Annotated in this window: 17 protein-coding genes; 11 read left to right on the plus strand and 6 right to left on the minus strand. The window is 42.6% G+C overall.

Features of this window, described 5'->3' with window-relative positions:
- The first annotated feature begins 1194 nt into the window (after window positions 1-1194).
- The 4 genes from AC1DUD_RS25615 to porD all read left to right on the plus strand — a co-directional run bounded on the left by AC1DUD_RS25615 (window position 1195) and on the right by porD (window position 4703).
- Window positions 1195-2121, plus strand: a complete 927-nt coding sequence (locus AC1DUD_RS25615) for an outer membrane protein assembly factor BamD (RefSeq protein WP_477379775.1) — start codon at window positions 1195-1197, stop codon at window positions 2119-2121.
- A gap of 31 nt (window positions 2122-2152) precedes the next feature.
- A complete protein-coding gene (locus AC1DUD_RS25620; protein WP_112575789.1) occupies window positions 2153-2485 on the plus strand; it encodes a DNA-directed RNA polymerase subunit omega in 333 nt (110 codons plus the stop codon).
- A 125-nt stretch (window positions 2486-2610) separates the two neighbouring features.
- Window positions 2611-3813 carry a bifunctional phosphopantothenoylcysteine decarboxylase/phosphopantothenate--cysteine ligase CoaBC gene (gene coaBC, locus AC1DUD_RS25625; protein ID WP_477379777.1) on the plus strand — a complete coding sequence of 401 codons (1203 nt, stop codon included), beginning with the start codon at window positions 2611-2613 and terminating at the stop codon, window positions 3811-3813.
- Window positions 3810-4703, plus strand: a complete 894-nt coding sequence (porD, locus tag AC1DUD_RS25630; protein WP_477379779.1) for a type IX secretion system protein PorD — start codon at window positions 3810-3812, stop codon at window positions 4701-4703. Before coaBC ends, porD begins: the two co-directional genes overlap by 4 nt.
- A gap of 392 nt (window positions 4704-5095) precedes the next feature.
- On the opposite strand, the gene AC1DUD_RS25635 is transcribed toward porD, so the two are convergent.
- From AC1DUD_RS25635 to AC1DUD_RS25660, 6 genes are all read right to left on the minus strand, one after another.
- Window positions 5096-6763 carry an ArnT family glycosyltransferase gene (locus tag AC1DUD_RS25635; RefSeq protein WP_477379781.1) on the minus strand — a complete coding sequence of 556 codons (1668 nt, stop codon included), beginning with the start codon at window positions 6761-6763 and terminating at the stop codon, window positions 5096-5098.
- Between the two features lie 32 nt (window positions 6764-6795).
- Complete coding sequence (locus AC1DUD_RS25640) at window positions 6796-7776, minus strand: glycosyltransferase (RefSeq protein ID WP_477379783.1); 981 nt, start codon at window positions 7774-7776, stop codon at window positions 6796-6798.
- A gap of 137 nt (window positions 7777-7913) precedes the next feature.
- Window positions 7914-8354: a sterol desaturase family protein gene (locus AC1DUD_RS25645; RefSeq protein ID WP_477379785.1), complete on the minus strand. Its 441-nt coding sequence runs from the start codon at window positions 8352-8354 to the stop codon at window positions 7914-7916.
- 1 nt (window position 8355) lies between these two features.
- Window positions 8356-8976, minus strand: coding sequence for a TlpA family protein disulfide reductase (locus tag AC1DUD_RS25650; protein WP_477379787.1), 621 nt, complete (start codon window positions 8974-8976; stop codon window positions 8356-8358).
- Between the two features lie 109 nt (window positions 8977-9085).
- Window positions 9086-10489 (minus strand): dihydrolipoyl dehydrogenase, encoded by a 1404-nt coding sequence (gene lpdA, locus AC1DUD_RS25655; protein ID WP_477379789.1) that lies wholly within the window; start codon window positions 10487-10489, stop codon window positions 9086-9088.
- A gap of 248 nt (window positions 10490-10737) precedes the next feature.
- Entirely contained in the window at window positions 10738-11304 is a 567-nt protein-coding gene (locus AC1DUD_RS25660; protein WP_477379791.1) for an SMI1/KNR4 family protein, read from the minus strand.
- A gap of 184 nt (window positions 11305-11488) precedes the next feature.
- Between AC1DUD_RS25660 and AC1DUD_RS25665 the strand changes: the two genes are divergently transcribed.
- The 7 genes from AC1DUD_RS25665 (at window position 11489) to AC1DUD_RS25695 (ending at window position 20574) form a co-directional block, all read left to right on the plus strand.
- Window positions 11489-13345 (plus strand): CocE/NonD family hydrolase, encoded by a 1857-nt coding sequence (locus AC1DUD_RS25665; RefSeq protein WP_477379793.1) that lies wholly within the window; start codon window positions 11489-11491, stop codon window positions 13343-13345.
- A gap of 262 nt (window positions 13346-13607) precedes the next feature.
- The gene (locus tag AC1DUD_RS25670) at window positions 13608-14066 is read left to right on the plus strand and encodes an XAC2610-related protein (RefSeq protein WP_477379795.1); all 459 of its coding nucleotides are present in this window, start codon (window positions 13608-13610) and stop codon (window positions 14064-14066) included.
- 37 nt (window positions 14067-14103) lie between these two features.
- Entirely contained in the window at window positions 14104-15774 is a 1671-nt protein-coding gene (locus tag AC1DUD_RS25675) for a M1 family metallopeptidase (RefSeq protein WP_477379797.1), read from the plus strand.
- A gap of 11 nt (window positions 15775-15785) precedes the next feature.
- Complete coding sequence (locus AC1DUD_RS25680) at window positions 15786-17450, plus strand: M1 family metallopeptidase (RefSeq protein ID WP_477379799.1); 1665 nt, start codon at window positions 15786-15788, stop codon at window positions 17448-17450.
- Window positions 17451-17719: 269 nt separating this feature from the next.
- Complete coding sequence (locus AC1DUD_RS25685) at window positions 17720-18463, plus strand: head GIN domain-containing protein (protein WP_477379801.1); 744 nt, start codon at window positions 17720-17722, stop codon at window positions 18461-18463.
- Window positions 18464-18668: 205 nt separating this feature from the next.
- On the plus strand, window positions 18669-19691 hold the full coding sequence (locus tag AC1DUD_RS25690; protein ID WP_477379803.1) for a proline iminopeptidase-family hydrolase: 1023 nt from the start codon (window positions 18669-18671) through the stop codon (window positions 19689-19691).
- 43 nt (window positions 19692-19734) lie between these two features.
- The gene (locus AC1DUD_RS25695) at window positions 19735-20574 is read left to right on the plus strand and encodes a DUF2911 domain-containing protein (protein ID WP_477379805.1); all 840 of its coding nucleotides are present in this window, start codon (window positions 19735-19737) and stop codon (window positions 20572-20574) included.
- Window positions 20575-20624 lie beyond the last annotated feature (50 nt).

The raw sequence follows: 20624 nt of genomic DNA on the forward strand, positions 1-20624 counted from the left end.
GCTGCAAAGGTGCGAATTTCTTTTCTCTTTCACAAAAGATTTTGAATCTTTTTTTTACCCCTCTGCTCGCCCTTTTCTAACCCTTTAATGAACTATCCCGCTACTTCGTTTCCTCGTTTGCGGGCTGCAAAGGTACATGCTTTTTCCCTTTCTCCAAATTATTTATAACTCTTTTCCTTAATACTATCTTAACATCCTATTTATCAACAACAAAAAGTTTTAACCACCCGCCTCCCAGCAGCCCTTTTCCCGCTGCAGCTGCATCCCTCCCCATCTAAAACATTCATTCAACATTTATGGATAACCCTTAGTAAAGCTTAATTCCCCATTTGATACACAATTATTATATAAGCAGCTACCTGCATATACTATAACTCTCCTATTATATATACTGTAAAGCTTTTATACCCCTGGCGTATACTAAACCAATATATGCTTTCGGCAGCTATTCTATTTAAATACTATATATACCCATCGAACAGCTGATACAGTTATTAATGAAAGAACTTTACTTTATAAACCGGCCCCACGTTAGGGATAGTAGCGTAAAGCCCGCAGCGTGCGCTGGCCATTGTGTAAAGGCAAAGCGAGGACTTGCAGCGGATAGCCCGGCCGCAGGCAACGCCATAATTCAATTTAAAGCGAAAATTAACTTATGATTCCTGGTAAATGATGCAAAAAACACCGGAGTTGTGTACCTCCGGCACACTAAAAATTCAATCGTTCTATTTCTACAAACCTTTTGCACCTCTGGTGCAGCCACCCTCAATCCCTTAGCTTGCACTTCTGGTGCGTCCCTCAATCCCATAGTTTATTGTATGTACCGTTAGTCAACACCGGGTTGAATAGCTGTCGAAGTTGCTATACCCATGCCATCATCAACCTACCTTAGTCGTATTTAAAAACAGTGCACTTACACATAAATATCATATATACTACAGAAAACACAAACGGCCTGCGATGACTCCATTCAATCATACAGCTCCCCGATCAATAAGTCCTCAAAAACCGATATACATTATATAAGAAACAAACGTTTTAACAGTATTAGTTTAACAAGCCCGGCATACCCAAACCGTCAATAGTTAAAAGATGTTAAATACACTATATATATAGGTACCGGGCCAATGCCTCGTTATATATTAGCGGCTAAATAAAAATTGATTGATTTATATTATTAACTATCTTTGCAAAATGTTTAAAAAGCAACTAACGTTATTAGCCAGTGTTTTAGCTATCGTAATTATTACGCTTGGCAGTTGTAAAAGCAAATACGAAAAGTTAAAAGCCAGTAACGATTACGCCAAAAAATACCAGGAAGCTATTAAGTACTATAACAAAAAGGACTATAACAAGGCTTTAGGCTTATTTGAGGTGCTGGTTGAACGTTACCGTGGCCGTGAAGGTGCTGAAGATCTTTTTTACTATTACGCCTTTACGTATTATAAACAAAAGGACTACACATCGGCAAGATACCACTTTAAAACATTCGCGGATACCTATCCTTCAAGCTCAAGGGCTGAGGAGTGCCGCTTCTTTTCGGCTTATTGCTACTACCTTGATTCGCCGATATTTTCGCTTGATCAGGATAATACGTTAAAGGCTATCGACGCTTTGCAGTTGTTCATTAACCTTTATCCAAAAAGCGACCGTGTAGCTGAGGCCAGCAAGCTTATCCAAAACCTGCGTGATAAACTGGAAACCAAAGCTTATGCCAACGCTAAGCTTTATTTAACTATCAGCGATTATCAATCGGCAGTTATTGCGTTCAACAATGCGTTGCGCGATTATCCTGATACCAAATACGGCGAGGAAATGGAATACCTTATTGTTAAGGCACAATATCAATATGCTTACCATAGCTTTGAAACTAAACAGGAAGACCGTTTTAACCAGGCTATAGCTTACGCCGACCAGTTTGCTGAGAAATATCCGAACAGCAAATATCTGCACGAAACTCAAACTTACGCCAAAGACAGCCATCAAGGCATCAAACAAGCTCAACGCCTTATAGCCGAAGCTATGAGCAATTCAAAAGTTGCCAAAAAGCTTGCAACTAAAGACACTGTAACAACTACTGCGCCATCTGAAAAAAATCAGCCGCAAAAAATACCATATTAATTAAGATATATTAAAGAGTTAAATATAAGATATGACAGCTAACAACAGTAATAAACCAGCAGCAGCCAGCAGCACTGTAACCCGCGATTTACGCGAGCTGGATACCAAAACAGAGAACATCTATGAGTCGCTTGTGATTATGTCAAAAAGAGCGAACCAAATCTCGAACAATATCAAAGAAGAGCTTCACCAGAAACTTTCTGAGTTTGCCTCATCAAATGATAACCTTGAAGAAGTGTTTGAAAACCGTGAGCAAATTGAAATCTCAAAACACTACGAGAAATTGCCAAAACCTTCATTGGTTGCAGTTCAGGAGTTTTTAGATGGTAAAGTTTACTATCGTAACCCAACTAAAGAAGTTTAGTCGCCCCCGGCCTCTCTACAAGGGGGGAGGAAATTTATTTATAAAATAGAAAAAACTCCCCTATCGGGAGTTTTTTCTATTTTAGCCTATATTTAATCTTTCGCCGAATAGGTGGATCTGAGCTTATGCTTAAAGATAAAAACATTATTTTAGGAGTTTGCGGCAGTATTGCTGCATACAAATCGGCATTACTGGTTAGGCTGTTGGTTAAAGCTGGCGCCAATGTTAAAGTGGTAATGACTACCGATGCCACGCATTTTATTACCCCGCTTACCCTTTCAACATTATCAAAAAACCCAGTATTGGTTGATTATTTCAAAACTGATACCGGTGAATGGAACAACCATGTTGAGCTTGGCCTTTGGGCCGATATGCTGATCACAGCCCCAGCTACAGCCAATACCCTTGCAAAAATGGCCAATGGTCTTTGCGATAACCTGCTTAGCGCCGTATATCTATCGGCCAAGTGCCCGGTTTATTTTGCCCCGGCTATGGACCTGGACATGTGGCTGCATCCGGCTACCCGCCAAAACGTGAACAGGCTGCAGTCATTTGGTAACATCATGATCCCCCCTGGTAATGGCGAGCTGGCCAGCGGTCTGTACGGCGAAGGCCGGATGGCCGAGCCTGAAGAGATCGTTGCTTTTTTGGAAGCTGAATCAAAAAAAAAACTCCTTTTAGCCGGTCATAAGATCCTGGTAACTGCGGGACCAACCTATGAAGCCATCGACCCGGTTAGGTTTATCGGCAATCACTCGTCGGGTAAAATGGGATTTGCTATCGCGGATGAGCTTGCTTTGATGGGTGCCGATGTTACTTTGATAACCGGTCCTACGGCACAGGTTAGTAAACAACACAATATAAAAAGGGTGAATGTTACTTCGGCGGCACAAATGCTGCAGGCCTGCCTGGCTGTTTATGCTGATTCAAAAGCTTGTATTATGAGCGCTGCCGTGGCTGATTATACCCCGGCCGATGTAGCCACCCAAAAGATCAAAAAACAAGAAGGTGGCCTTACCATCGAACTGAAGAAGACCACTGATATATTAAAAACCCTTGGCGAGGCTAAACTCGAAGGACAAATACTGGTTGGTTTTGCCCTAGAAACCAACGACGAGGAAATGAATGCAATAACCAAGCTGCAAAAGAAAAATCTTGATTTTATTGTACTAAATTCGCTCAATGACGCGGGTGCCGGTTTTGCAGGCGATACCAATAAAATAACCATTATTGATCGCGAATTGAAGAAAACAACTTTCGACCTGAAAAGCAAGGATGCTGTGGCCCGCGATATTTGCAATAAAGTTGCCCAACTGATAAACGGATGAAAAAACTGCTGCTTCACACCGCGCTGATGTTCCTTTGCTACAGGACTGTGGCCCAGGACCTGAACGCACGTGTACAGGTGGTATCACCTAAAATACAGGTGAGCAATAAACGCGTTTTCCAAACCCTTGAAACCGCCATGAAGGATTTCCTGAATGGCCGTAAGTGGAGCGCCGACCCGATTTTACCACAGGAAAGGATAGATTGCAATTTTGTGCTGAACATTACCAACTGGGATGGCAGCAGCAATTTTACCGGCGAACTGCAGGTACAATCATCCCGAGCCGTTTTTGGGTCATCTTACACCTCTACCCTGTTAAACCTCAATGATAAAGACATCAGCTTTAGCTATACCGAAGGTCAAACCATTGACTATACCGATCAAAACTTCCAGGGGAACCTGAGCTCCATCATGGCTTTTTATGCCAATATTATTGTGGGGCTTGATTATGATACTTTTTCAAAATTTGGCGGCACGCCTTATTTTTTAGCCGCGCAAACTATAGTTACCAATGCGCAAACATCCTCCTACAACGGCTGGAAAGCTTTCGACGGTAACGTGAACCGTTACTGGCTATCCGAAAACCTGAACAACAAATTATATAATCCGCTGCGTAGTTTTCTGTACGACTACCATCGTAACGGACTCGACCTGATGGCTGACAATGTAAGCAAAGGCCGTAAAGCCATTGACGCACTGTTACCCTTATTGCAGCAAATAGATCGTCAGCGTGTAGGCGCTATGCTCCCGCTTATATTCTATACTGCAAAAAGCGATGAACTGGTATCGATTTACAGCAAGGCCGATAACCAGGAACGCTTAACCGCCATGAACCTGTTTTTACAGCTTGACCCGGCTAATGGTAATAAATATCAAACGTTGCAGAAATAATCCTTACTATTGTTTTAAAACGAATGAAGAAGACGTCATTGCGAGGAGGAACGACGAAGCAATCCCCTACTTACAGGGCCGCTCTTTATAGTTTAAGATTATTAATAATTAAATTAGATCTTAGGTATTAATGAGCTTCCTTAGGGCGTTGTCTTTGTTCTTTATAATGACGTAATTGTAAGTAAATTGATTGTTCTTTTTAATTAAGATAATGGCGTTCCCGTTAGCTAACGGGCCGGGCTATCCGCTACAAGTCCTCGCTTTCCTAGCGCGCAGTGGCACATGCACGCTCCGGGCTTTCCGCTCCTATCCCTAACGCGGCCGTCACACAGTCCATCAAAACAACACCTTAACAGCATCATTACATTTGTCGATTTATAGCTAACACCTCTCTACCTGATCTTAATCAAATAAAACTGATCTAAAGTAGAGGCCCTCTTCTTTTTAATGATAAAAGGTAGGCTCAGGTTTTCATGAGGAAAATCCCGAAAAGCTTTTATTGTAGTATAGCCAATCCCCTTCTCATTTAATTCAGCTATCGCTTTTTCATCGGCTACTATGATCCGGCTTTTTAGGCTGTCGGTTTTTAGAATAGCATCAACATTGGTATACGTTACCTGTCCCTTGTAATAAAAATCAAAGGTATTTGATAAAACAGTTGCACTCACCTTTTGCTGCGGATAGTTATCGTTAAGGTATTCGGCAGCCGAAAGATCTCCGCGGTAATTAACAATAGTTGGATAGGCTACGGTAACCAGGTAAGTATTTACCAATATAGATACAGCGCAGGTAAACAAAAATACGGGCTGGTAAACTTGTGTCGGCTTTTTATAAATGTAGATAGCCAAACCTGTAAATCCTGCAATCAACAAAACAAACAGCGGCCAGCATTCGGGCGCAAAGATGAAGTTAAGTGCAATAACAGCCACGAGCAAAAGACCTGTAATAATGTATTGTGTGATCTTAAAAAACTTAAACTCGGCACCTGCCTTTAATGAGTCGACAAAAACGGCGGTTATAATAGCAAAAAACGGGAACAGGATATTTGTATAAAAAGGCAGCTGAAACTTGGAAAGTGAAAAGATCAGCAGCAGCAATAACCCGCCTGAGATGCACAGATATTCGGGCTGGGCAATACGCTTAACCATTTTCCTGATGGTAGCATAAAGCGCATAGAACAGGATAATAGCCCAGGGTGCAAAAGCCCAAAGCAGGGTATGAACAAAAAACAGCTTATCGCCGTGCGTATTGGTGATATAGCCGTTATTGTTGAAACGCCCAAACTGGCTATCCCACAAAAACCAGTGGATCCCGGAAATGCCGGTGCGACCGAAAACAACTTTTTCGGGGTGGAGATCAAACTGGGTGTATACCGAATATATTTCGGGTAAGGTAAACACCACTACCAATATAAACGAGAGCAGCCATTTCCAGTGGAGCACACCTTTAATATTCCCCTTAAATAAATAATCGCCAATGATTGACGCCCCTATCGGGATAAGCAGGTAAATGCCTTTGGTCATTACAGCGCAGGCCGTAAATATTGATGCCAGCAGCACATCGGCCATGCTGAACCGTTCTTTTACTTTATAAAAGTGATGAACAGCTCCCATGAGCAAGCCCATAATATAAGGTTCGGCACGTACATCGGTATTTGACATTACGCTATGCTGGGCGGTAAGCAAGATCAGGATAGCAATAATGGCTGTTTCATCACCATAAAACTTTTTGGCCAATTTATAGGTGTAAGCTACAGCCATGAAAAAGAACAACAAGGCAGGCAGTTTATAGGCAATGGTATTTACACCAAAGATCTTGAAGCTAATGGCGATAGCCCAGAAAGGGAAATGGGGTTTGTCGAGCCAGTCGCCTCCATGATACATCAGATCAGTAAAATTATTACTGTGCGCCATGCTCCGGGCCAGGGCCGAATACAGGGCCGGGTCGTCAGTAAAAAATTTGATGCCGATACCTGCCACGTTGAGCACGATGGCCAATAGCAGCACTATGAAGTAAGGCCGTTTTTGTGATGAAAAAATTGAAGCTCCTGAACTATCCACTAAAAATATTTATGCTCAAAAATAGCTGAATTTTAATTATTCCACGGCAGGTATTTGGGCTGATCGTTATTGATGAGTTTGGGCTGTTCGGAATTTATCGCCTGTCCGTTTAGAACCTGTTCATACAGCGCCATATAAGCAGCGGCCATTTTGCCGATATTAAAGTTATCGGCCGCGTACTGGTGGCAATATTCCTTATTAAAGTTTTCAACGTTTCTAAGTCCGGCGGCTAATTCACTTTTACTTGCCGAAAGCAAACCAACCTCTGCTGATACCAGTTCAGGCAGTGAGCCGTAAGGGGTACCGAAAACCGGGCAGCCAAAATAAAAGCTTTCAATAATGGCTATCCCGAATGGTTCGTGCCACAATACCGGGAAAAGCAAGGCCTTTGAGCTGTTCATCACCACTGATTTTGCTTCATCCCCCACCATACCCTTAAAACGCACATTTAGATTTGGTGTAAAACGCAGGCCCATTTTTAGGTTGAGCCGGGTACCACCAAGTACTACCAACTTATTACCACTCATTGTAGCTACATCAATAGCCCCTTTTACATTTTTTACCCGCCAGGCCGCTTTAGCGAGGAAGTGGGTATGCGTTCGTTTATTATTGAGATCTGGCTTTTGATAATCGGCTGTATCAATTGCATTATGTACAAACACTGTTGAGCCATGCCTGTCCGCGTGATTGGCCGACACAAATACCGAATTAAGATCCAACTGCGCTCCACCCGGGTTATTATGAACCGTAACTATATAAGGCTTTTTAGTAAAACCACTCAGCTGGAACTGGAAGTGTACCACATCAATATCATTGGGGACTTGCTGGTTGATATCGACAGTTGGATTATAAGTCAACACCTTTGCAAACGGACAGCTTGATCCCTCACCTACCAGATAAGTGATTTTGTGACCAAGCCGGTTTAACTCGCGGCCAAGCCACCAGATAATACGCTCGGTACCGCCATATTTAGTAGCCGGGATTTGAGTATTGTTGACGATGAGGATATTCATAGATGTTTGGCAAAGATAATATTAGGAGTGGAATGAGTCGTTCAATAATTGTCTGAACCATGATTTGTAGGATTTATGGATTCCCCCGATACTCGAAACTCTAATCCAAATAATCCATAAATCCTACAAATCAAGGTTCATTTCTTAAACCATTTCCTGCTTGCTACCAGTAACCCAAACTCTTCCGATGGATATTTCTCCGTTGATTTATGGTGAATTTTATGCGCCCTCCGGATCCCGGCCAGGTAACGGCTATCACTTTTAAAAGCTTTGAAACGGTTATGGATAAACCAGTCGTGAAAAATGAAATAGATGACCCCGTAAATACTGATGCCAGTCCCTATCCAAAAACGATAATCCAAACTTAAGTGGCCGATCCACATCAGCCACAAAGCAAAAGCAGCAAAGCCTATACTGAAAATGTCGTTTAGTTCAAACCAACCATGCCTCTGCTGGTGGTGGGTTTTATGGATAAACCACAAAGGTCCGTGGAATAGATACTTGTGCATAGCCCAGGAGATGAGTTCCATTAAAGCAATGGTAGATAAAACAATCCCGATATCTGTCGCTATTTTCATGTTATTTAGCTGTTACGTTTCGCGCTATCAGGTTTTCCATCTTTAGGGTATTTTCATCTTCGTGATCACCATAGCCGGTCTTCTTAAAAATCAATTTTCCCTTCTTATTGAAAATAATAACTGTTGGATATCCCCTAAAACCAAACTGCCTATCAGGGCATTTGGTTTTATCATCGGGCGTGTATTTCGTTAATACTTTGCCGGTATAGATCTTTTCATTGCAGCCAGGTATAAAATACACAGGCAGCTTAAAATCCTGTCGACCGCTAAAATCCTTATACATCTGAACAAAATTAGCTATCGATTTATCCTGTGCAATAAACCGTTTCACTATTCCGCTATCGGTTTGGCATATCGTAATGAAACTAAAATTCTTATTGTCTTTGTACTTAGCATAAAGTTTATGCAGCATGCCCATTTCACGAAAACAAGGCGGACAGGGTACAAACCAGCAATCAATGAACAACACTTTATTTTGGCCCAATTGCTTTAGGGTTGTATGTTTTCCGTTGATATCGTAAACGTCAATATCAGGTACCGATTTAATTTGTTTGGTTTGTGCATGAACCATGCATCCCAACAAAATTAAAAATGCGAATAAGGTGCAGGTTATTACTTTCATAACAGAAGTATTTAACGCTAACTTAAAATTAAAAAAGCGGCTATCAAATGATAACCGCTTTTAAATATTTCAAATTAAAAATCCGAAATCGAAAATCCCAATTCCGAAATTAAATATGTATCGCCCTGTTTTCAGTAGCAGCTAAACATGCTTCGCGCATAGCTTCGGTATAAGTTGGGTGGGCATGGCTCATGCGCGAAATATCTTCGGCGCTTGCGCGGTACTCCATGGCAACAACGGCCTCGGCTATCATATCGGCAGCACGCGGACCAATCATGTGTACGCCTAAAATTTCATCGGTAGTGGCATCAGCCAGTACTTTTACAAAACCATCCAGGTCGCCGCTTGCACGGGCACGACCACTGGCCTTGAATGGGAACGAACCTGTTTTGTATTTGACACCTGCTGCTTTCAATTGCTCTTCTGTTTGACCAACAGCAGCAACTTCCGGCCAGGTATAAACCACACCAGGGATCAGGTTATAATCAATATGCGGTTTTTGTCCGGCAATAATTTCGGCAACTAATGTACCCTCATCTTCGGCTTTGTGGGCAAGCATAGCGCCTTTTATCACATCGCCAATGGCGTAAACACCTTTTACTTTAGTTTCCAGGTGCTCATCAACCGTAATTTTACGGCCGCGTTCTTCAACAGTAATGCCAATATTTTCTAAACCTAAGCCATCGGTATAAGCAATACGGCCAACGGCTAACAGACAGTAATCGCCTTTAAGCTCTTTCTTTTCGCCTTTAGGGCTGTCAAAACTTACAGTAACCTCGTCGCCTTTAACAGTAGCACCGGTAACTTTATGGCCCAGGTAAAATTCCATACCCAGTTTGGTTAGTACCTTTTGTAATTCGCGACCTAAGCCCTTATCCATAGTAGGGATAATGCCATCCATAAATTCTATTACCGATACTTTGGCACCTAAACGGGCATAAACCGAACCAAGTTCCAAGCCAATAACACCACCGCCAATCAGTACCAGGTGTTTAGGCACTTCGCTCAGGGTTAAAGCCTCGGTTGAGGTGATGATCCGTTTTTTATCGATAGGCAAAAATGGCAGTGCCGATGGTTTTGAACCTGTAGCAATGATCACATTTTTACCGGTGATCTCGGTAACGGTACCATCGCTCTTTTTAACGGTGATGGTGTTTTTATCTTTAAATGACCCTACACCAAAGTGGGTATCGATCTTATTTTTCTTCATCAGGTAGCTGATACCGCTGGTGTTGGCATCAACAACTTCCTGCTTGCGTTTAATCATCTGCCCAAAATCTATCGAAAGATCTTTAAGGTTGATGCCATGTGTTTTAAAGGCATGGGCAGCATTATGGTAATGTTCAGACGAATCAAGCAGCGCCTTCGACGGGATACAGCCAACATTCAGGCAGGTACCGCCAAGCGTATTATACTTTTCAACAATTGCGGTTTTTAAACCCAGCTGGGCGCAGCGGATAGCGGCTACATAACCACCGGGGCCCGAACCTATAACTATAACATCATATTGCATAGTAGTGTGTATTTTATGGTGGGCAAAGTTAAGGATTTTAAAGTTGTTTTTGAGAGATTAGAGATTGGAGGTTAGAGATAAGCAACTATTTTCTGAACCGCAATTTTTAGGATTTAGGATTAACATGATATTGCCTTTTCCCTCGTTGTCGTGTCCTCACGACAACCTCTATGCATTGATTTTGAAAGGGATCAGTTCCATGAGGACTTGGTAACGGGAAAACAAACTAACATCCTAACTGAAATATTTTATTCATCACCGGCTTCCTGCATTTTTTTATAATCTTTATCCAGTCTTCTTAGCGCCATCCTGAAACTTGGAGCATAATCTGTGTGCCAATCTACCACTTCATGATCCCATAACACAACTGGATAATTTGCATTCAGATAACCACGGTTGGTATCAAAACATAACAGTCCCCAATCGCTCATACCCGCAAAAGGTATAAGTCCTTTATCAATCAAAAACTTTCTTGGATAACCATTATATATCATAGCAGATAATGAAGCGCGCCATGTATTTACCGGATGTTCGCACATTACACCTTCACCTATATTTAACTCATAAAAATGTTTATATTTAAGAAAGAAGACATAATCAGAAGGCAACTTATGACCGATTCGGCCTTCAAATTCCTCTATTTCCAGATCGGTTACCCTACTTTCAAGCGGCAACCATTTTTTCCATTCTTCTCCAGTTTCTTGCATTGGATCAAGCATATCCTGTTCAATTGACCGGGGTAGCTTATTAATGTCAAAATCTATAATTCGCTGAAGATAGAGGTCAACAAGATCCGTGATAAGTTTATCGGTCATTATATTTTTGATTATCCGATAAATATAATGATCGCAGCTAAACTTTTCATTGCTATTTCAAATCCAACGTCTTTTAAAATTAGCCCAAACTAACAGCATTTTAGCCTATTTGTAACAGAACCGCTGATAAATCGGTTTATCATGAACTGTTTATTAAATTAGCCCAATTAACCCGACTGATCTCATGAAGAAAATCAACCTTTTTTTCGCGCTGGTGTTGCTATGCACCGGCGTTAATGCCCAAAGCACCTATGTAAAGGAGCATTTTACCAAAAAAGATGTGTACATCACCATGCGCGATGGTGTAAAACTGTTCACGTCCATTTATACCCCGAATGATGCTTCGCCCAAAAACAAGTATCCGATGATGATGCAGCGTACCTGCTACAGCATTGCCCCATATGGCGAGGATAAATACCCGGCAAGGCTTGGCCCGTCTGAAATTATGATGAAAGAGGGCTACATTTTTATTTACCAGGACGTACGCGGCCGCTACAAAAGCGAAGGCACATGGACCAACATGACCCCGGTTATCGACAACAAAAAAAGTAAAAAAGATGTTGACGAAGGCTCTGATACCTATGACACCATCGACTGGCTGGTTAAAAATGTAACCAACAACAATGGCAAGGTTGGCCAGTATGGCATCTCTTACCCCGGCTTCTATACAGCAGCAGGGATTCTTTCAAACCATCCGGCACTGAAAGCCTCATCTCCGCAGGCACCTATCTCCGATTTCTTTTTTGATGATTTCCACCATAATGGTGCTTTTATCGAGGGTTACTTTTTCACCTTCCCGGTATTTGGTGTGCAAAAAACGGATACAACCAGCAAAGCCTGGTATACCATGCTTAAACCCGACAGCAAAGATGGTTATCAATACCTGTTAGATTTGGGTCCGCTTAAAAACGCCGATAAGTTTTACAAGGATAACTTCTTCTGGCAGGAAACCGTCAATCACCCCAACTACGACGAGTTTTGGCAAAAACGCGGCCTGTTGAAACACTATGGCAAAGTAAAACCTGCCGTAATGCTGGTAGGTGGCTGGTTTGATGCCGAAGACCTAACCGGTCCGCTGGCTATTTATAAAACCATTAACAAAACCGATCCAAACGCTTACAATACCATTGTAATGGGCCCATTTGGTCACGGCCGCTGGTCGCGCGAAACGGGGCATACCATGCACAGCAATGTTTACTTTGGCGATAGCGTGGCTACCTTCTATCAAAAAAATATCGAGGCTAAATTCTTCAACCATTTCCTGAAAGGCAATGGCGATAAAAACTCAGGGCTGCCTAATGCCTATATGTTTAATACAGGTAAAAAAGAATGGGCAACATTTGATAAATGGCCGGCCCCAAATGCCATACACGAAAAAATGTTTTTAGGTGCTGATGGCAAGCTGTCAACCGCCCAGGCCGCGTCTGCCGGTTCAGTTTCATTTGTAAGCGATCCACTTAAACCGGTTCCTTATACCGAGGATAATACCACCACCATGGGCTTCACGCCGCACAATTATATGAGCGAAGACCAGCGTTTTGCAGGTCGCCGACCGGATGTGCTGGTTTACCAGAGCGAAGTCTTAAATGATGATGTAACCCTTGGCGGCGAGATCATGGCGCACCTTAAAATTGCAACCACTGGTACCGATGCCGATTTTGTTGTGAAACTGATTGATGTTTATCCACCCGATGAGCCTAACAATCCATACATGCCCAACAAAAACATCATCCTGAGCAATTACTGGCAAATGGTACGTTCGGAAGTAATGCCGGCACGTTTCCGTAACAGCTTTGAAAAACCGGAGGCACTGGTAGCCAATCACAAGACAGATGTGAACTTCCGCCTGCAGGATGTGCTGCATACCTTCAAAAAAGGCCACCGCATCATGATCCAGGTACAAAGCACCTGGTTCCCTATTGTGGCACGTAATCCACAAAAGTTTGTGGAGAACCCGTACAAAGCAGATGAAAGTGATTACATCAAGGCCACCGAAACAGTTTATAACGATAGCTTTATCGATGTGCAGGTATTGAAGTAGTTATTTAGAGGTTGGAGATTAGAGATTAGCCACTACCTTCATTTGCCTTAAGCAGTTGGCCAGGTTATTAAACACTGGCCAATTGTTTTCGTAACTTGTTAGCATGAACCCAAAATCACTTTTTATACTGTTAAGCATCTGTGGTATTAATTTAAGGGCAATTGCACAAACCTGCAGGCATTCAAATTTGTCAAAGGCCTATGATTATATAATAGTTTCGGAAAGATATCCATTAAGTGATAGCGTATTTTATGGGGCTAACATGAGTCTTCAGATTTTTCGTAAAAACAAGCCACATGTCTGGCAAAACATCAGCTATAAAGCAAGCGTATTATATGAAGATGCTTTTAAAAACTGTAACGCGACACGTTCTTATATAACCGGCTACAGAAAAAATGCGGAGGTACCAGACTATGATTTTGGCGACTTGGTTATAGTCGACCTTAATTTCGACAAACTTGAAGATTTTGCTATCAAATATGATTCAGGTGGTAGCAGTGGTCCGCTTTATTATTTTTACTTTCAGGATAAAAGCGGTCATTTTTATTTAAGCAGATATTTAACTGATACTGTAGGTTCATTTCCGGCATGCATCAACCCCAAACAAAAAACCATCACTACTCAAATACATGCCAATGTAAGATATGAAGCAAGAAAAACTTTTAGATATAATTCCAAAACCCAAAAGTGGAAATTGATTAAATGGCAAATGATTGATTAACCAATTTAATGGATAATATTTGATATAATATAAGTACATGAAAATAAAACAACTATATCTTGCAGCGCTTACCTTACTAAGCACTGCAACAATTAGCCAGCAGGCAAAGGCCCAGCTCCTGAAAGAAAAAGAGCAGTTTACCCATGCCGATTCGCTTCGAGGTATACTTACTCCTTTGCGTACCTGTTATGATATCAATTACTATCACCTTGATGTGAAGTTTGATATCGATAAAAAATTCATCAGCGGCAGTAACCAGTTTAAATTTACCGCCACGCAGGATTTTACCAAACTCCAGTTCGATCTGTTTGCTAACCTAAAAATTGAAAAGATTGTTTATAAAGGTAAAGAGGTTGCCTTTACCCGCGATGGTAATGCTGCATTTGTTACTTTCCCTCAAACAATAACTAAAGGAAGTAAAGATGAGTTTACCGTTTATTATTCGGGCAATCCAACAATAGCTATAAACGCTCCCTGGGATGGTGGGGTAGTCTTCAAAAAAGATTCGTTGGGTAAACCATTTGTAGCTACGGCCTGTGAAGGCATAGGCGCCAGCATTTGGTGGCCTACTAAAGATCACCTGAGTGATGAGGTGGACAGCATGATGATCAGCATCAGCGTGCCTAAAGGTTTAAAAGATGTATCGAACGGTCGCTTGCGTAAAGTAACCCCGCTTAAAGACGGTTACACGCGTTTCGATTGGTTTGTGGCAAACCCGATCAACAACTATGATGTGGTTGCCAACATTGCCGATTATGTACACTTTGATGATACCTATATGGGCGAAAAAGGTAAACTCAGCCTCGATTACTGGGTACTGCCAACCAGCCTCGAAAAAGCAAAAAAACATTTCTCAGCCAACGTAAAACCGATGCTGAAGGCTTTTGAACACTGGTTTGGCCCTTATCCTTTTTATGAAGACGGTTACAAACTGGTTGAAACACCACACTTAGGTATGGAGCACCAAAGCGCCACGGCTTACGGCAATCACTTTTTAAATGGCTACATGGGCTATGATATGTCGGGCACAGGCTGGGGTACCAAATGGGATTACATCATTGTACACGAAAGCGGGCACGAATGGTTTGGCAATAATATCACTGGTAAAGACCTCGCCGATATGTGGGTCCATGAAAGCTTTACCTGCTACTCCGAGTCGCTTTTTATAGAAGATAACTGGGGCAAAAAAGCCGGGCTGGATTATAACTACGGCTTAAGGCTTACCATTAATAATGACAGCCCGATAGTAGGGGTTTATAATGTGAACAAAGAAGGCTCGGGCGATATGTATTCCAAGGGTGCCGTTTTCCTTAACATGATCCGTACTATTATTAATGATGATGAAAAATGGCGTGGCATCCTGCGCGGGCTTAACAAAACTTTTTATCATAAAACTGTTACATATGATGATGTGGTAGGTTTCATCAATGCGCAATCAGACATGAACTTTTCGGCCATATTTGACCAATACCTGCATTATCGCAGCCTTCCTGTTTTGGAGTTCACCAGTCATGAAAACAAGCTTTACTGCCGCTGGATTGCCGAAACCAAAGATTTCAACATGCCTATTAAAGTGCGCGTAAAGGGCGGCGAATATAAATTCATCACCCCTACAAGGCAACTGAGCCCTGTGGAAATTCCCGGCGCGACTAAGGATAACATCGAAATTGATTATTTAAACTACTACGTGGGTTCGCTCATGGACTAATTCCCAGATAAATGAAAAATAAGTTCTTAAATATTTGCGCAATTGCTTTAGGGCTAACAATAACCGGTGCGGCAACGGCCCACGCGCAATTAGGCTCCAACAAGCAAACGTTTACGCGTGCCGATTCGCTTCGGGGCGGGCTAACCCCGCTGCGTACCTGTTATGACATCAACTATTATCACCTTGATGTGAAGTTTGATATCGACAAAAAGTTCATCAGCGGCAGCAATCTGTTCAAATTCACTGCTACTCAAAACTTTACCAAACTCCAGTTCGATCTGTTTGCTAATTTAAAAATAGAGAAAATAGTTTATGAGGGTGCCGAAATACCATTCACCCGCGAGTTTAACGCCGTGTTTGTTACCTTCCCAAAAACAGTAAAAAAAGGCAGCAAGGATGAATTTACGGTTTACTACTCGGGCAATCCAACCATTGCCAAACGTGCTCCATGGGATGGCGGCATAGTTTACACCACTGACTCACTTGGAAAACCCTGGATAGCAACCGCCTGCCAGGGTATCGGTGCAAGCATATGGTGGCCGACTAAAGATCACCAGTATGACGAGGTGGACAGCGCCCTGATCAGCATAAGCGCACCTAATGGTTTAAAAGATGTTTCAAACGGCAGGCTGCGTAAAGTAACCGATCTGAACAATGGCTACACCCGTTTCGATTGGTTTGTGGCTAACCCCATTAACAATTATGATATAGAAGCCAACATTGGCGACTATACCCACTTTGAAGGCACTTACCAGGGCGAAAAAGGTCCGCTTACGCTTGATTACTGGCCATTAAGCTATAACGTTGACAAGGCCAAAAAGCAATGGGAACTTGACGCACCGCGGATGCTTAAATCGTTTGAATACTGGTTTGGCCCCTATCCTTTTTATGAAGATGGCTACAAACTGGTTGAAACTCCGCATCTGGGTATGGAACACCAAAGCGGTACCGCCTATGGCAACCACTACAAAAACGGCTACCTCGGTCGCGATTTATCAGGTACAGGCTGGGGCTTGAAATGGGATTTCATTGTTGTACACGAAAGCGGTCACGAATGGTTTGGCAATAACATCACCTCAAAAGATGTAGCCGATATGTGGATCCACGAAAGTTTTACCAATTATTCCGAATCGTTGTTCATCGAAACCTTTTACGGCAAACAAGCCGGGCAGGAATATGTAAACGGTACCCGCAAAAACATTCGTAACGATAAACCTATTGTTGGCCCATACGGCGTAAATATGGAAGGCTCAGGCGATATGTATTATAAAGGCGGCAACCTGTTAAACATGGTACGCACTATTATCAATAACGATGATAAATGGCGCAGTATCCTCCGTGGACTTAACAAAACATTCTATCATAAAACGGTTACTTATGATGATATTGTAGGCTACATCTGCAAACAGGCAGACATAAACCTGGCCCCTGTATTTGACCAGTACCTGCACTATAAGGATATCCCAACCCTCCAGTTTGTAGTTAAAGACGGCAAGCTTTATTCCAAATGGATTGCCAACGCCGAAGGTTTTAATATGCCGGTAAGGGTACGCGTTAAAGGCGGCGGGTATATCTTTATTAAACCAACCACACAGTTTACTCCGGTTAAGATCGACGGTATAACTAAGGACAATGTAGAGGTGGATACCTTTAATTATTATATTAAGGTTGATTGATGGTTGATTAGGTGAGTGGTTGATTGGGTGAATGGGGGATTTTTACCCGCGGCAAAATTAAAAACGGGTGTCATGCTGAGCCTGTCGAAGCATGTGGGCTGGCCTCTGCGCGCGACCCTTCGACAAGCTCAGGGTGACAGGCCCTCTTTAACCACTCACCTAATCAACTCAATCAACCACTCACCAAACACCCACAAAAAAATCAAATCCGGTGCAACTTTCCTCCCCCTATCGGCGTCTAATTTGAAAACGAAACTAAAACAACCGTCATGAAATCGATCTCAAAAATATTATTAGCCGCTGTGTTGGCAGCAGGAACAGCGGGTTACAGCACTGCAAAACCAGTAACCCCTATTGTTAAACATGCCGATCAAACCACGCAAGACCGCCATTTATCGGGCTTCAGCGCCATTGATCTGGCCGGTTCATTTGATGTTTACTTTACACAAGGCTCAAACGAATCAGTAAAAGTTGAAGCACCTTCAGATGTAATTGACAAGATCATTACCGAAGTGCAGGGTGGCGTATTGAAGATCTATAGTAAAAAAGGTACCAGCTGGGATAACTGGAGCTTTGGCCGCAGCCGTAAGATGATAGTCCATGTGGTAGCTAAAGATATGACCAGTATTAACGTTGCCGGTTCGGGCGATGTTTATTTTAAAGAAGGGATCACCACCAATTCATTAAAACTAAAAGTAGTTGGCTCGGGCGATATGCTGGGCAAAGTAACTGCTAAAAACCTGGATAGCAGCATTTCGGGTTCTGGCGACATGAAACTTTCAGGCCGTGCCGATAATTCGAGAGTGAACGTTGTAGGTTCAGGCGATTTTACCGCCCGCGACCTGATCACCATTAATACCGAGGTACATATAGCCGGTTCAGGCGATGCCACCATCAATGCCAGCAGTAAAATTGATGCTTCAGTAAGTGGCTCGGGCGATGTACACTATACCGGCGGAGCTAAAAATATTTCAAGCTCAAAAGCCGGTAGCGGGGATATTGAGAGGATCTAAGCGCCCTGCTACTTAAGGCAGTTAATATATAGGAGCGTCATTGCGAGGAACGAAGCAATCCCCGAGTTACAGAGCCACTCTGTATAGTTCGCGATTGCTTCGTACCTCGCGATGACGCTTTTTTTATAATCTGACAAAGCGCCTTTTATTCCGCTTCTTAGTATCTTTATCCAAAAGAAAACAATCCACCATTCCTATCGCTAACATGAAAAGGCTATTCTTCATCCTGATTGCTGCCTGCTTTTGCGCATGCAACAATCCATCAAAACCAGCTGCGGATACTGCCACCGGGTCAACAAATGCGCCTTACGAAATAAAAACCGGAGGTAGCAAAATGATCAAAGTTGCCGGGAAGTATAACGTATGGACGAAAAAAGTTGGCGACGGTAAAATAAAAGTATTGCTATTGCATGGCGGTCCGGGCTTTTCACATGATTATATGGAATGCTTTGAGGATTTCCTGCCGAAGGAAGGAATGGAAATTTACTACTATGATCAGCTGGGCTGCGGAAATTCAGATGCGCCTGCCGATACTTCACTATGGAATATTCCCCGTTATGTGGAGGAAGTTGAAGAGGTACGAAAGGGCCTGGGGCTGGATAATTTTTACCTGCTTGGCCATTCATGGGGTGGTATGCTGGCTATGGAATATCTGCACAAATACCAGTCGCACGTTAAAGGAGCGGTGTTATCAAATATGACTGCCGGAATTAAAGGTTATGTTACCTATGCGGCTGAACTGAAGAAAAAGTTTTTTACCCCACGTGATATTGCTGTATTTGATTCGCTGGACAGGCTCAAACAATACGACTCGCCACAATACAACGACCTGCTGATGAATAAACTTTACACCCAGGTAATTTGCCGGCTCCCTTTAGAAAGCTGGCCCGAACCGCTGTGGCGCGCCTTTAAAAAAGCCAACCATACCATTTACATACAAATGCAGGGTGTTGATGAATTTCATGTGACCGGCAATTTTAAAGGCTGGGAGTTTTGGGATAAACTGAAGGATATAAAAACACCTACCCTTGTTTTAGGTGGTATCCACGATGAAATGAATCCCGAAGACATGAAAAAGGAAAGTCGTTTATTGCCAAACAGCCGCACCTACCTGTGCCCCAACGGCAGTCATATGAGCATGTATGATGATCAGCAAAATTATTTCAAAAACCTGATCGCCTTTTTGAAGGACGTGGACGCGGGCACATTTACTGCAGATAAAAAGTAACACACCAATTATTAATACAATACCTTAACACCACCACACTCAAATGAAAAAGCTATTCACCTGTATCATCGCCATGATGGTATTTACTGCGGTAAATACCTATGCGCAGTTAACGCCGCAGCCCAGTTCAACACAAAGTATTGTGCAGGATTTCGGCCTCGGAAAAATCAGTCTGAATTATTCCCGCCCGGATGTAAAAGGCCGTAAAATATTTGGAGGCATGGAGCCCTATGGAGCTGTTTGGCGTACGGGCGCTAATTCGGCCACAGTAATTAAATTTACCGACGAGGTAACGATGGAAGGCAACAAGATCCCTGCGGGCGAGTACGGCCTGTTCAGTATTCCCGGCGAAAAAGAGTGGACAATCATCCTTAGCAAACAACCTAAACAATGGGGTGCATACCTGTATAAAGAAGCCGATGATTTCCTACGCTTCAAAGTAAAAACAGAACGTGTTTCTGCACTCACAGAAACAATGACCCTTGCCTTTACTAATGTAACCCCTACCACCTGCGATTTGCAAATGATGTGGGAGCACAGCGGTTTCGTGATCCACATGACCACTGATATCGATGCCAAAGTAATGGCTCGAATCGATTCGGCCATGAAAACCGATAAAAAGCCCTACTACGAAGCTTTGATCTATTATTACAACAACAATAAAGATATGGACAAAGCTTTAGCCTGGGCAACCGAGCTGGAAAAAGACAAGGATTTTCCGCCATTTGTACCTAAACTATGGAAAGCACGGATTTTATTGAAAAAAGGAGATAAAGCCGCGGCCATAACTACAGCCCAGGAAGGTGTAAAAATGGCAACCGATATGAAAACGGATGAGTATGTACGTTTAAATAACGAACTGATAGCGCAGGCGAAGAAGTAACATTTTAGTCGGTATGCAAATAAAAAGCCTTGCCAGTGATGTTGGCAAGG

This window comes from Mucilaginibacter sp. P4_A11 (genome assembly GCF_056402535.1).

Coding starts and splice junctions, on each gene's coding strand:
- AC1DUD_RS25690 (WP_477379803.1), top strand. CDS start 18,669: ATGAAAAGGCTATTCTTCATCCTGATTGCTGCCTGCTTTTGCGCATGC.
- AC1DUD_RS25685 (WP_477379801.1), top strand. CDS start 17,720: ATGAAATCGATCTCAAAAATATTATTAGCCGCTGTGTTGGCAGCAGGA.
- lpdA (WP_477379789.1), bottom strand. CDS start 10,489: ATGCAATATGATGTTATAGTTATAGGTTCGGGCCCCGGTGGTTATGTA.
- AC1DUD_RS25645 (WP_477379785.1), bottom strand. CDS start 8,354: ATGAAAATAGCGACAGATATCGGGATTGTTTTATCTACCATTGCTTTA.
- coaBC (WP_477379777.1), top strand. CDS start 2,611: ATGCTTAAAGATAAAAACATTATTTTAGGAGTTTGCGGCAGTATTGCT.
- AC1DUD_RS25665 (WP_477379793.1), top strand. CDS start 11,489: ATGAAGAAAATCAACCTTTTTTTCGCGCTGGTGTTGCTATGCACCGGC.
- AC1DUD_RS25695 (WP_477379805.1), top strand. CDS start 19,735: ATGAAAAAGCTATTCACCTGTATCATCGCCATGATGGTATTTACTGCG.
- AC1DUD_RS25615 (WP_477379775.1), top strand. CDS start 1,195: ATGTTTAAAAAGCAACTAACGTTATTAGCCAGTGTTTTAGCTATCGTA.
- AC1DUD_RS25640 (WP_477379783.1), bottom strand. CDS start 7,776: ATGAATATCCTCATCGTCAACAATACTCAAATCCCGGCTACTAAATAT.
- AC1DUD_RS25670 (WP_477379795.1), top strand. CDS start 13,608: ATGAGTCTTCAGATTTTTCGTAAAAACAAGCCACATGTCTGGCAAAAC.
- AC1DUD_RS25620 (WP_112575789.1), top strand. CDS start 2,153: ATGACAGCTAACAACAGTAATAAACCAGCAGCAGCCAGCAGCACTGTA.
- AC1DUD_RS25660 (WP_477379791.1), bottom strand. CDS start 11,304: ATGACCGATAAACTTATCACGGATCTTGTTGACCTCTATCTTCAGCGA.
- AC1DUD_RS25675 (WP_477379797.1), top strand. CDS start 14,104: ATGAAAATAAAACAACTATATCTTGCAGCGCTTACCTTACTAAGCACT.
- porD (WP_477379779.1), top strand. CDS start 3,810: ATGAAAAAACTGCTGCTTCACACCGCGCTGATGTTCCTTTGCTACAGG.
- AC1DUD_RS25650 (WP_477379787.1), bottom strand. CDS start 8,976: ATGAAAGTAATAACCTGCACCTTATTCGCATTTTTAATTTTGTTGGGA.
- AC1DUD_RS25680 (WP_477379799.1), top strand. CDS start 15,786: ATGAAAAATAAGTTCTTAAATATTTGCGCAATTGCTTTAGGGCTAACA.